We start from the raw sequence: 12,172 nt of genomic DNA on the forward strand, positions 1-12,172 counted from the left end.
GAGACTTGTAATGCTAGTCTGCCTGCATTCTGATGAATGACGGAATTTCAAATTCCTCCTCTTCGAACAGGAACTCGGCGTCATCGCCCCCGTTCACGCATTTGCGAACCTCATGCCGCTTTTCTTCCGCGCCCGGCTGGGTCTTGGCCCGAATATAGGCGGGAACGCTGAGATCGGCGCTCTCGTTGACCGTGATTTTGCGGGTGCGCGGACGGATGAAGGAGCCTTCACTCTCGGCCCCGAGGCGGCTCGCTGCCGGATTCGCGGCGAAAGGCGTGACCTTGGTTCCTTTTTCCAGAGGCGCATTTCCGTCCTGAATGCCGGTGGCGATGACGGTGATGCGCATTTCATCCACGCAATCCATGTCGAAGACCGTGCCGAAGTAGATCTTGGCATCTTCGTGAGCGGCTTCATGCACGATGCTGGCGGCTTCGCTGACTTCTTCGATGGTCAGGTCCGGGCCGCAGGTGATGTTCATGAGCACGCCACGAGCGCCGTCGATGGTCACGTCCTCCAGGAGCGGGCTGGTGATGGCCTTCAGGGCCGCCTCGCGGGCTCTGCCGTCGCCGGAAGCGATGCCCGTGCCCATCATGGCCAGACCCATCTCTTCCATGACCGCCTTCACGTCGGCAAAGTCAAGGTTGATGAGACCGGGAACCATGATCAGGTCCGAAATGCCCTTCACGGCGTGAAAAAGGACTTCGTCTGCCTTGCCCAGCATGTCCACGAAGGAGGCCTTCTTGGATGCCAGGGTCAGCAGGCGGTCATTGGGGATGGTGATGATGCTGTCGACGATCTCGCGCAGATCCTTGATCCCGCGTTCGGCCTGCTGCTGCCGACGCTTGCCTTCAAAAAAGAAAGGCTTGGTGACAACGGCCACGGTCAGCGCGCCCATGTCCTTGGCCACCTGCGCGATGACCGGAGCGGCTCCGGTACCCGTGCCGCCGCCCATGCCGGCGGTGACGAAAACCATGTCGCAGTCGCCCAGGATATCCCTGATCTGGGCCTGGCTCTCAAGCGCCGCGTCCCGGCCCATGTCAGGATTTGCGCCAGCGCCAAGGCCCTTGGTCAGTTTGTCTCCGAGCTGAATCTTGTACTCGGCCTGGGAATGCTTCAGAGCCTGCATGTCCGTGTTGGCGGCGATGAAGGTCACGCCCTGCATGGCGGCCTTGATCATGTTGTTCACCGCATTGCCGCCTCCGCCACCCACTCCGATCACTTTGATCAAAGCATTGTCTTCGCGTTCAATTTCTAGGAAATCCATACTTCCCCCACGTTTTTCGTTGTTCCCGTTCTCCGTTTTTCCCTGAAACCCATCAGCTGATATCCACGAACCATTTCTTCATCCGCGCCAGGATGGAGTGAAAAATGTTCTTGTCGCGGATGCGGATCTTACTGTCCCGCCCATGCTTTTCCGCGCCATAGAGAAGCAGTCCCACCGCCGTGGCATAGGTAGGGCTGTCCACCACATCCTTGAGTCCGCCCACTCCGGCAGGCGAACCCGTCCTGGTCGGCAGGTTGAAGACCTGCTCCGCCAGTTCCTGAATCCCTTCGATACGCGACGCGCCGCCAGTCAGCACCACTCCCGCGCCTATAAGTTTCTTGTACCCGGAGCGGATCAGCTCCTGGTCCACCAATGCAAGCAATTCCTCCATGCGCGGCTCACAGATCTCCGCCAGGACCTGCCTGGTCAGCTTGCGCGGCTCCCGGCCACCAACGCTCGGCACTTCGATGATCTCATCCTTCTTGACCAGCTCCGCCAATGCGCAGCCGTACTTGATCTTGATCTTTTCGGCGGCCTGGGTCGGCGTGCGCAGGCCAAAGGCGATGTCATTGGTCAGGTTGGTCCCGCCAAGGGCGATGACCCCGGTGTGCTTGATGGAGTTGCCGTGAAAAATCGCGATATCCGAGGTTCCGCCCCCGATATCCACCAGCGCGACGCCGATCTCGCGCTCCTCGTCGGTCAGCACGGCCTTGGACGAGGCAAAAGCCTCAAGCACGATGTCTTCGACGTCGAGCCCCGACTTGTGACAGCTCTTGACGATGTTCTGGGCGCTGGTCACCGCTCCGGTGACGATGTGCACCTTCACCTCAAGGCGCACCCCGGCCATGCCCAGAGGATCGGCGATGCCGGTCTGGTCGTCGACGATGTACTCCTGAGGCAAAATATGGATGACTTCCCTATCGAGCGGGATGGCCACGGCCTTGGCCGCGTCGATGACCCGCTCGATGTCGCGGGCGGTCACTTCGCCGCCCTTGACGGCGATCACGCCATGGCTGTTGAAGCCCTTGATGTGGCTGCCCGCGATCCCTGCGTAAACGGCCCTGATCTCGCAACCGGCCATGAGCTCGGCTTCTTCGAGGGCTTTCTTGATGGACTGCACGGTCTGTTCGATGTTGACGACCACGCCCTTGCGCAAGCCGGTGGAAGGGCTGGTCCCGATGCCGATGATATCCACCAGCGAATCCGTACCCACCTCGCCCACGACGGTACATATCTTGGTCGTTCCGATGTCCAGACCGACGATCAATTCAGACTTGGCCATACTTCCCCTCATCTCCCGGCTCTGGCCGGCATGCGTTCCCTAGAGTGTTTGATCGGCATGTAGCCTGATCCATGCCCGACCGGGCATGACAAACATAAATTCGGTGCGATCCAGTTCGCCCCGGCGCCCCAAATCAGCCCAGACCTTGGTCAGGCTTGCCAGCGCGGAATTGAGATCCGCGCCATCCAACTGCACGAGCACCCGCGGCTTTTCCAAAAATATGCTGAACTGATCCGCGCTGTCCTGCCGCAGCCAGGCTATCTGGCTCATGCCGAAAGGCAGAGAGTTCCTTGCGACCTCGTCCAGCAGCGTCCTGATCCCGCTTCCGACCTGCACGCCCTCTTCCGTCTCCAGAATCGGGAGCGATATGAACTTGTCCACGCTCACGGGCGCTATGGTCTGCCCGTTGATGTCCGCGTAGTAGAGCTGCTCGTCACGGCGCGTCAGGAAGGCGGGTTCTCGTTCCTTCACCTCGATGATCAGGCCGTCGGGCAGAACCCTGGTCACGGCCACGCTTTCCACCCATTCGCTGGCGGCGATGCGGCGCTGCACCTCCGCGATGTTGATGCTCAAGACATTCGATCCCGTGCTAACCCCGCCCATCTCCGCGATCTCCTCTCGCCCGAGCCGCTGAGAGCCTTCGATCCGCAGACTGGTAAGGGCAAAAAACTCATGGGCCGTGACCCACCTGTAAGCGAACAGAATCCCGAAACTGACCACGACAACCGCGGCAACGCCCAGGGTCCAGCGTGTCAGAACGAAAACCGTGCGTCCCAGGCCAAGAAGGAGTCCGCCGAGCACCGCGCCCTTGTCCACGGACTGCTTTCGTTCCTTGCGCCGGGGTACGTTCCGGCGAATCTTCTTGCCCAGAACCGCCGTGCTCACGGATTCCCCGCCCCATCGTCCAGATATCCCTGCCCGACGGTCCAGATGCTGCCAGCGCCCAGCGTCAAAAACAGATCCCCTTCGTGCAGAATCTCGCCAAGAGCGGCCTGCATGGACCCGAAATCCTCGAAAAATCGCACCGGTGTGCTGGTCACCTGCCGGATGGCCTGAGCCAGACTCTGCCCGCTGACGCCGGGGATGGGGGATTCGCTGGCCGGATAGATCTCCGTCAGCAGCAACTGATCAACCCCCGCGAACACCTTTGAAAACTCGCCGAACAGGGCCTGCGTCCTGCTGAACCTGTGTGGCTGGAAGGCCACCACCAGGCGTTTGTGCGGATAGCACAGCCGTGCGGTTTCGAGGGTGGCGGCGATCTCCGTCGGATGGTGGCCATAATCGTCGACCACGAGCACTCCGTTCCGCTCGCCCTTGTGTTCAAAGCGGCGCCCGACTCCGGCAAAGGCTCCAAGACCGTGGATGATGTCCGCCCTCGGAACCTCGGCCTCCATGGCCACGCCGATGGCGGCCAAGGCATTCAGGACATTGTGCCGACCGGGATGGGTCAGCGACACCTCGCCCCAGAATTCCCCGTGGCGATAGACGTTGAATCGCGATCCCGCCTCGCAGCTTATGATCTCGGCGCGCAGATCGTTTCCTTCACCGAATCCGTAGGTCATGACCGGACGACGGACCCTGGGCAGAATGGACTGCACGCCCTTGTCGTCACCGCAGACCACGTTCAGTCCGTAAAACGGCACGCTGTTCATGAATTCGACAAAGCTGTCCCGGATTTCGTCCAGGTCCTTGTAGTAATCCAGATGATCCGCATCGACGTTGGTGACGATGGATATTCTCGGCAAAAGGCACAAAAACGACCCGTCAGACTCGTCGGCTTCGGCGATGAGATAGCGTCCCTGGCCAAGCATGGCGTTGGAACCGTAGGCGTTCAGGCGGCCACCGATGATGACCGTGGGATCAAGATGGGCTTCCATGAAGATCGTGGCCAGGAGCGACGTGGTCGTGGTTTTCCCGTGGGTCCCGGCCACCGCCACGCCGACCTTGAGACGCATCAGCTCGGCCAGCATTTCAGCGCGCGGGATGATGGGCACGCCATGGGCGCGAGCTTCCTCAAGCTCGGGATTGTCGTCGCGCACGGCAGTGGAGCGGACCACGACCTGGGCATCGCGGACGTTCTTCCTTTCGTGACCGGCATGAATCGTGGCCCCGAGAGACTCAAGGCGCAACGCCACCGGCCCCTTGACCAAGTCCGAACCCGACACTTCGTAGCCAAGGGTCAGCAGCACCTCGGCAATGCCGCTCATGCCTGCGCCGCCGATGCCTACCATGTGTATTTTTCTTATTTTCGACTTCATGTTCACCGTCTTACGCGCCGTGTTTTGCTCGACGCCAAATCCTGTAATTGCGCCACGACCCTGTCTCCGGCGTCGGGGATGCCCGCATCGCGGACCGCCCGTGCCATTCTGGCCAGATTCTCCGGCATTTGAAAAAGATCGCCCACCACAGAAGACAAATTCAACTCATCCAGCTGACGTTGCTGAATGACCAGCGCCGCTCCGACCTTTTCCAGCGAACGCGCGTTCCGTAGCTGGTGGTCGTGGGTTGCGTAGGGAAAGGGCACCAGAATGCTCGGCTTCCCTGCCACAGTAAGTTCCGCGATGGTCGTGGCCCCGGCCCGACAGATCACCAAATCGGCAAAACGGTAGGCCTCGTGCATATCGCTGATGAAAGGCTCCACGCGCGCGGCGGGATATTTTTGGGCGTAAACCTCGCGGATGGCCTCGAATTCGTCTTTTCCCGTCTGATGCCAGATGCCGAGCCCCAGGGCTTTGAGCCGGTCGAGTTCCCGCACCACGAAGCCGTTCAGGGCGGAGGCGCCCTGGCTGCCGCCCACAATCAAAATGTTGCGCCCCGGCATGCGCCGCTCCTCACGCAAGGCGCGGATTTCGGCGCGGACGGGATTGCCGGTGACGACCGCTTTTGGGCCGCCGAAGACCGGACCTTCCATGTCCGCGAAGCTGACCAGCACGCGGTCCACGCGCCGCGCCAGAACGCGGTTGGTCACCCCGGGCACGCTGTTCTGCTCGTGAATGGCCGAGGGGATGCCCATCAGGCTTGCCGCCAGGGGACAGGAAAATCCCGCGTAGCCGCCAAGGCCCAGCACCACGTCGGGCTTGAACTCACGCAGAAGCCGCCAGGACTTGAGCAGGCTGCGGCCCAGCCACAAGGCCGTGGCCGCGCTCTTGATGCCTCGTCCCAGAACGCCCTGGGCCGGCAGGGCCACAAAAGGCAATCCGGACTTGCGTGCCCATTCCCCTTCGGGGCCACGTTCCGAGCCCACGAACAGGATCTCGCAGTCAGGCACAGAGGCGCGCACGGACTCCGCCACGGCCAGTGCCGGGAAAATGTGGCCTCCGGTGCCGCCTGTGGTCAGAATCAAACGTTTCATGCCTTGACCTTGCGTGACAGGTTGAGCAGCACTCCGGTGCAGAAAAATCCGGACAGCAGATGGCTGCCGCCATAGCTCAAAAAGGGCATGGGCACGCCCTTTGGGGGAATTGCACCCAGAACCACGCCCATGTTCAGAATGCCGCCGACGATCACGATCGCTCCCATGCCGAAGGCGGTGATGCGGTCATGCATGGTTGCCTGGCGGATGCTGATCGCAAGGGTCCGCCACAAGACCACACCGAGCAGGATGATGATCAGCGACACCCCGACAAAACCCAGTTCTTCACCGAGCACGGACATGATGAAGTCGTTGTGCGCTTCGGGCAGAAAGAAAAGCTTCTGCTTTCCCTCGCCCAGTCCCTGGCCGAACCATCCGCCCGAACCCAGACCGTAAAGAGACTGCACCAGCTGGTATCCCGTGTTCTGGGCATCCTGGAACGGATCCAGGAACGAGAAGACCCGGCGAAAACGATATGGGGAATTGACCACCAGCAGCGCCGCCGAGACCAGGGCCAGAACAATGGCCGATCCCAGGAAAATGATCCGCGTTCCACCGACCAGGCACATCAGGAAAAGCAGGCCCGCCAGAAATACCGCGCCACCGAAATCAGGTTGCAGGAGCAGCAGGAAACACAGACTCCCTGTCACCATGATCGGTGGGAGAAAGCCCACGCTGAAGGTTTTGACCAGGTCCTGTTTGTTGGCGAAAAAGTAGGACAGGTAGAAAACCAACGCGATCTTGGCAGCCTCCAGCGGCTGGATGGAGAACGGCCCGATCCGCAACCAGCGACTTGCCCCGCCGGCAGTGGTGGCGAGCGGCGAAAAAACGGTCAGCAGCAGAAGTCCGGCCGCCAGCAAAATCCAGAGATAGGTGTGACGATAGAAAAATTCGATGTTCGAGCGGGCCGCCACCGTCAGCACGACGCCTCCGGCGACCATGAACAGCACCTGCTTCCAGAACAGGGCGTATTTGTCGCCATAAACCTTCTCGGCCATGATGCCGCTTGCGCTCAGAACCATGATAAGCCCGAGGGAAGCCAGACAGATGACCGCGCCCAGCAAGATGACGTCAAAGCTCATGAGCTGGCGGGCCGCTTCGCGCTGGGTGATCTTCATGATGCGCCCTCCACCCATTCCCTGACAGCGCGCTGGAAAGCCTTGCCCCGCTCCTTGTAGTTGGCGAAGAGGTCAAAACTGGCCGTGGCCGGCGACAGAAGCACGCATTCTCCGCTTCGGGCGTCGGCGGCGGCCCTGAACAAGGCCTCTTCCAGCGTTGCGTCCCAACTGATTTCCTTGCCGCAACCGCTCCAGGCCGCTTCGAAAATTTCCCGCGACTGCCCGAACAGATACACGCCGCGAACCTTCTCGCGCAGAATCGGCACCACCGCACAGAGATCACCGCCCTTGAACACGCCTCCGGCCAAAAGACGCACGGGGCGGTCCTGGCTTTTGAGTGCCGCGATCATGGAGTCAATGGTCGTGGACTTGGAATCATCGATAAAAACGATGCCCTTGTGCTCCGCGACCGCCTCAATGCGATGCGGCAGGGTGGCAAAACCGTCGATCCCGCGCTGCACATCCTCCTCGGAAAGCCCGAAATAGCGGCACGCCAGATAGGCCGCCTCCATGTTTTCCCGATTGTGCTCACCGGGCAGCCCCGGGCATTCAAAGCGTGGGCTGGCCACGAAATAGACCCTGCGACCCTGGGTGAAATTTCGTCTCTCAAGCTCATCCTTCATGGACAACGGCACCACGGCCAAATCCGATGCATCCATGTGCCCGAACATGGAGAGCTTTGCGCTCAAATACTCTTCCATGGTCTCGTGGTAATCGAGGTGGTTGGCCGAAAAATTGAGCAGCACGCCCACCCGGGGATGAAAGGACGGGGAGTTCTGCAACTGAAAGCTCGACACTTCGAGCACCAGGATGTCGGCCTGCTCGCCTCCCAGCAGATATTCACACAGGGGCGTGCCGATATTGCCGCCGGTGAAGACCTTCTTGCCGTTGGCTTCGAGAATGCGGCCGATGAGGGTCGTGGTGGTGGTTTTGCCGTTGGTTCCAGTCACCGCTATGATGGGTTCGGACACAAACCAGCTCGCCAGTTCCAGTTCGGAAACCACCTGCACGCCCGCAGGCAGAAGGTGCGCGACTTTCGAGCGGGCTATGCCCGGGCTGAGCACGATCAGGTTGGCGCCCGCGAAATGCTCTGGCTCGTGCTCGCCCGCGCAGACCGTGAAGCCCAGATCGGCGGGGACCTTGGCGGCACTGGCTTCGTTCTTCTCCAGCACGCGCACCGACGCGCCCATCTTCACCAGAAGACGCGCCGCCGCGATACCCGAGGCTCCCGCCCCCAGCACGATCGCGATGTGACCGCGAAGCTGATCTTCATGGATGAATTCGCGCATGCCCTTCCTACCTCAACTTCAGTGTTCCCAGAGCCATGACCGCCAAAAGAAGCGACAGAATCCAGAAACGGATGATGATTTTCGACTCGTGAATGCCTTTCTTCTCGAAATGATGATGCAGAGGGGCCATGCGAAAGATGCGCTTCCCGCCGCTGACCTTGAAATATCCGACCTGCAGGATCACCGACAGGGTCTCGACCACGAAGAGGCCGCCCACGATGACCAGCAGCAGTTCCTGTTTGCACAGGATGGCGATGAAACCCAGCGTGCCCCCGATGCTCAGGCTGCCTACGTCGCCCATGAAGACCTGGGCCGGAAAGGCGTTGAACCACAAAAACCCAAGGCCCGCCCCGACCATGGCCCCGCAGATCACCGTGACTTCGCCGACCCCCGCGATGTAGGAAACTTGCAGGTAGTTGGCGAGATTCACATGTCCGGCAACATAGACGAAGAGGGCGAAGCATCCGGCCGAAACCACGGCCGGGCCGATGGCCAGACCGTCAAGTCCGTCGGTCAGGTTCACTCCGTTGGAGGCCCCGATCATGACGAAAAGACCGAACGGAACGTAAAGCCAGGTCAGATCCGGGTTGAAATTCTTGAAGAACGGCACCATGAGCTTGGTCGAATACTCCGGAAACGAGACCAGCAAGGAGACCGCGCCGACACTGACGATCAGCTGCCCCAGGAGCTTGATCCTGGGGGAGAGCCCGTCGTTGTGCCTGCGCACGACTTTTATGTAGTCGTCGACAAATCCGACCGCCCCAAACCCAAGGAAAACCATCACGGTCAACCATATGTACTTGTTGCTCAGATCGCTCCACAAAAAGACACTGAACAGCATGCAGAATCCGAACAGCAGGCCGCCCATGGTCGGAGTTCCGCTCTTTGCCTGATGATCCGGACCGCACTCTTTTATATATTGGCCAAATTTAAGCTTGCGAAGCCATCTGATAAAAATCGGACCGATGATTATCGACAGGATAAGCGCTGTCAGCATGGCATATATGGACCTGAACGTGATGTAGCGAAATACATTCAGCATACTGACTTGATCGCTAAGGGGGTACAGCAGATGATAAATCATGCCCAGCTCCTTTCCAGCGCAGAATAATACTGCTCCATTTTACATCCCCGCGACCCCTTGAAGAGCATCACGCCCTGCTCGCAGCGCACTGCGTTCAAAGCTTGCAAAACATCTTCAGCCCCGGACACTTTCTTGAAAACACCTGTGAATCCGCCGAGCCCGGCCTCCACGTCCTGTGCGTGATTCCCCTGAAAAAAGCAGTGCGACGCGCCCATGCCCGCGATCAATTCGCCCAGTTCGCGATGAGCCCGGGAACTGTCCGCGCCCAGTTCGAGCATGTCGCCAAGAACCAGCACCAGCCGCTTGCCTTCGCCAAGACGCCCGGCCTCGCGGATGGAGCGCGCCATGGACACGGGATTGGCGTTGTAGGTGTCGTCGATGAAAAGCCATGTTCCGACACGGCTCTGCACGAATCGCTGGATCACCGGGCTGTATTCCGCCAGGGCGGATTCGATGGCCGCCATGCCCAGGCCCAGTTCCATGGCCATGGCCACCACCGCGGCCAGATTCTCGGCGATATGCACGTTGTGCGACACCTTGCAGCGCAGCTCTTTACCCTTGACGAGCAGGGTGTAGGAAATGGAGCCCTCGACGTTCTCCTGGCGCAGGCACGAATAGTCGGCCCGCGCTCCGGCTCCGGAAAAGGTCACCAGCTTCGGATCACGTCTGGCGCTCTGCTGCAAAAGCTCGGGATAGTCGGCGTTGACGCAGGCGAAACCGCCCTTGCGGACATGATCGAGCAAAATGGATTTCTGCTCCGCCACTCCGGACAGACTGCCGAGCCCTTCCAGATGGCAGGCGCCGATGTTGACCAGGAGCGCCGCGTCCGGGGCCAGGATATAGCCAAGCTCGTCCATGTCGCCGGGCTGGCTGATGCCAAGTTCCAGGACCCAGAAATCCTCGTCTCCGTCCATCTCCAGAATGGACAGGGGCAGACCGATCTGATTGTTCAGATTGCGAAAATTCTTGGCGGTGCGCCCTGCGGCTGACAGTACCTGTGCCAGCATCTCCTTGACCGTGGTCTTGCCCGCCGACCCGCTGACGCCGATGACCCTGGCGCGGGTCCCCTCGCGCCAGACCCGAGCCAGTCGGCCCAGCGCCGAAGTCGTGTCCCGCACCAGCAGCACCGGAACATCCAGATCAAGAGGCGCGCTGGCCACCACGGCGCAGGCGCCGTTCGCCACGGCCTGTCGCGCGAATTCATGTCCGTCGAGCTTCTGCCCGACGATACAGAAAAAGAGGTCACCCTTGCGCACGGCCCGGCTGTCGATGCTCACCCGGCTCACAGACTGGTCGTGACCCTGCTCGATGCTCGCGGCCATGGCGGAGGCGATCTGCTGCAAGGTCATGTTCATGACAGGCACTCCCGCACGACCTCGAAGTCCGAAAAATGACGCTTTTGCGTACCTATGATCTGATAGTCCTCATGGCCCTTGCCCGCGATGAGCAACGCGTCGCCCGGCTCCATGGCCTCCAGGGCCAGCGCTATGGCCTTGCGCCGGTCGGTCTCGCGCAGGACCAGGCGCGCGTTTGCAAGACCCGGCTCGATCTGGTCGATGATGGAATCCGGATCTTCGGTGCGAGGGTTGTCCGAAGTGACCACGGCCACATCGGCATGGCGGGCCACGGCCTCGCCCATGAGCGGCCGTTTGCTCGCGTCACGGTCCCCGCCGCAACCGAACACCGTGAGCAGGCGCTTGAAACCCATGGATTTGAGCGCCACCGAAACTTTTTCAAGCGCGTCGGGGGTGTGCGCGTAATCAATGAAAATATCCAGCCCTCGCTCATTGGGCACCCGTTCCAGGCGGCCGGGAGCGCCCGGAGCCTGGCTCAGGCAATCGCACTGCGCCGGAGTCAGGCCGAGCAACAGCCCCGTACCCACGGCCGAGAGCAGGTTATAGGCGTTGTGACGACCCACCAGACCCGTGCGCAGCTCCCAGGTATGCCCGTCATGACTCAGGCCAAGGGTCATGCCCCCAGGTCCGGCGACAAGAATCCGGCATCGCAGTTCGGCGTCCTCGGAGTCGAGTCCGAATCCGAGCAGATCGGGACGCATCGCTTTCAGACGCTGCCCATACTCGTCGTCGACATTGACGAGCCCCTTGGCGCAACGCGCCGGGCCATCCAGAAACAGGCGCGCCTTGGCTTCAAAGTAGCGCTGCATGTCTCCGTGGTAGTCCAGGTGATCCTGAGTCAAATTGCTGAACACGCCCACTTCCATGGGCAGTCCGGCGATGCGTTCCTGATCCAGGGCATGGGAGGAAACTTCCATGACAAGATTGTCGACACCGTCGCGAACCATGCGTCCGATGATCTCGTGCAGGCTCAAGCAATCCGGCGTGGTCATGGTCGCCGGGACCTGGACGCCGGGCCAGGAGCAATGCACGGTGCCGACGAGCCCTGTGGCCATGCCGTTGCGGCTCAGCAGAAAATGGATAAGATGCGCGGTGGTCGTCTTGCCGTTGGTTCCGGTCACGCCGATGATCCTCGGCAGGTTCGACTGTGTTCCGAACGCCGCGCGGGCCAGCACTCCGAGAGTCTGCGCGGGGCTCTGTACCGCCAGACAGGAGACGCCTTCATGGCGGGGAACATCGACGCCTTCGCCATGCACCACGACTCGCGCGCCGCGAGCCACCGCGTCGTCGATGAACCGCGCACCGTCGACCCGTGTTCCGGAAAGCGCCACGAAAACGTCACCAGGCGTCACCGCACCCGAGTGGGTGCGCAGCCCGGTTCCGCCACGAAGCATTTCCAGTACGGTCTCAAGGTTCATCTGGTTCATT

Annotated in this window: 10 protein-coding genes; all 10 read right to left on the bottom strand. The window is 60.9% G+C overall.

All coding sequences use genetic code 11. The features are described from left to right. Window positions 1-13: 13 nt before the first annotated feature. The 10 genes from ftsZ to BMZ40_RS10205 are packed head-to-tail and all read right to left on the bottom strand — an operon-like array spanning window position 14 to window position 12,171. Window positions 14-1,264: a cell division protein FtsZ gene (ftsZ, locus tag BMZ40_RS10160; RefSeq protein WP_092374934.1), complete on the bottom strand. Its 1,251-nt coding sequence runs from the start codon at window positions 1,262-1,264 to the stop codon at window positions 14-16. 52 nt (window positions 1,265-1,316) lie between these two features. After that, window positions 1,317-2,546, bottom strand: coding sequence for a cell division protein FtsA (ftsA, locus tag BMZ40_RS10165; RefSeq protein ID WP_015774769.1), 1,230 nt, complete (start codon window positions 2,544-2,546; stop codon window positions 1,317-1,319). Between the two features lie 39 nt (window positions 2,547-2,585). Then, a complete protein-coding gene (locus BMZ40_RS10170; protein WP_177193106.1) occupies window positions 2,586-3,431 on the bottom strand; it encodes a cell division protein FtsQ/DivIB in 846 nt (281 codons plus the stop codon). Then, complete coding sequence (murC, locus tag BMZ40_RS10175; protein WP_092374937.1) at window positions 3,428-4,804, bottom strand: UDP-N-acetylmuramate--L-alanine ligase; 1,377 nt, start codon at window positions 4,802-4,804, stop codon at window positions 3,428-3,430. Before murC ends, BMZ40_RS10170 begins: the two co-directional genes overlap by 4 nt. A 2-nt stretch (window positions 4,805-4,806) precedes the next feature. Further along, on the bottom strand, window positions 4,807-5,898 hold the full coding sequence (gene murG, locus BMZ40_RS10180; RefSeq protein WP_092374939.1) for an undecaprenyldiphospho-muramoylpentapeptide beta-N-acetylglucosaminyltransferase: 1,092 nt from the start codon (window positions 5,896-5,898) through the stop codon (window positions 4,807-4,809). Continuing rightward, window positions 5,895-7,016: a putative lipid II flippase FtsW gene (ftsW, locus tag BMZ40_RS10185; RefSeq protein WP_092374941.1), complete on the bottom strand. Its 1,122-nt coding sequence runs from the start codon at window positions 7,014-7,016 to the stop codon at window positions 5,895-5,897. Before ftsW ends, murG begins: the two co-directional genes overlap by 4 nt. After that, the gene (gene murD / locus BMZ40_RS10190; RefSeq protein ID WP_092374943.1) at window positions 7,013-8,305 is read right to left on the bottom strand and encodes a UDP-N-acetylmuramoyl-L-alanine--D-glutamate ligase; all 1,293 of its coding nucleotides are present in this window, start codon (window positions 8,303-8,305) and stop codon (window positions 7,013-7,015) included. The genes ftsW and murD overlap by 4 nt, the downstream gene beginning before the upstream one ends. Window positions 8,306-8,312: 7 nt before the next feature. Further along, a complete protein-coding gene (gene mraY / locus BMZ40_RS10195) occupies window positions 8,313-9,389 on the bottom strand; it encodes a phospho-N-acetylmuramoyl-pentapeptide-transferase (RefSeq protein ID WP_092374945.1) in 1,077 nt (358 codons plus the stop codon). Continuing rightward, window positions 9,386-10,744, bottom strand: a complete 1,359-nt coding sequence (locus BMZ40_RS10200; RefSeq protein WP_092374947.1) for a UDP-N-acetylmuramoyl-tripeptide--D-alanyl-D-alanine ligase — start codon at window positions 10,742-10,744, stop codon at window positions 9,386-9,388. The genes mraY and BMZ40_RS10200 overlap by 4 nt, the downstream gene beginning before the upstream one ends. Then, window positions 10,741-12,171, bottom strand: a complete 1,431-nt coding sequence (locus tag BMZ40_RS10205) for a UDP-N-acetylmuramoyl-L-alanyl-D-glutamate--2,6-diaminopimelate ligase (protein ID WP_092374950.1) — start codon at window positions 12,169-12,171, stop codon at window positions 10,741-10,743. Before BMZ40_RS10205 ends, BMZ40_RS10200 begins: the two co-directional genes overlap by 4 nt. Window position 12,172 lies beyond the last annotated feature (1 nt).

The sequence above is a fragment of the Desulfomicrobium apsheronum genome (assembly GCF_900114115.1).
Classification (GTDB): Bacteria; Desulfobacterota; Desulfovibrionia; order Desulfovibrionales; family Desulfomicrobiaceae; genus Desulfomicrobium; species Desulfomicrobium apsheronum.

Bases quoted from the DNA above. Each gene is read 5' to 3' on its own strand.
- murD (WP_092374943.1), bottom strand. From the start codon at position 8,305: ATGCGCGAATTCATCCATGAAGATCAGCTTCGCGGTCACATCGCGATC.
- ftsW (WP_092374941.1), bottom strand. From the start codon at position 7,016: ATGAAGATCACCCAGCGCGAAGCGGCCCGCCAGCTCATGAGCTTTGAC.
- mraY (WP_092374945.1), bottom strand. From the start codon at position 9,389: ATGATTTATCATCTGCTGTACCCCCTTAGCGATCAAGTCAGTATGCTG.
- ftsZ (WP_092374934.1), bottom strand. From the start codon at position 1,264: ATGGATTTCCTAGAAATTGAACGCGAAGACAATGCTTTGATCAAAGTG.
- ftsA (WP_015774769.1), bottom strand. From the start codon at position 2,546: ATGGCCAAGTCTGAATTGATCGTCGGTCTGGACATCGGAACGACCAAG.
- murG (WP_092374939.1), bottom strand. From the start codon at position 5,898: ATGAAACGTTTGATTCTGACCACAGGCGGCACCGGAGGCCACATTTTC.
- murC (WP_092374937.1), bottom strand. From the start codon at position 4,804: ATGAAGTCGAAAATAAGAAAAATACACATGGTAGGCATCGGCGGCGCA.
- BMZ40_RS10205 (WP_092374950.1), bottom strand. From the start codon at position 12,171: ATGAACCAGATGAACCTTGAGACCGTACTGGAAATGCTTCGTGGCGGA.
- BMZ40_RS10200 (WP_092374947.1), bottom strand. From the start codon at position 10,744: ATGAACATGACCTTGCAGCAGATCGCCTCCGCCATGGCCGCGAGCATC.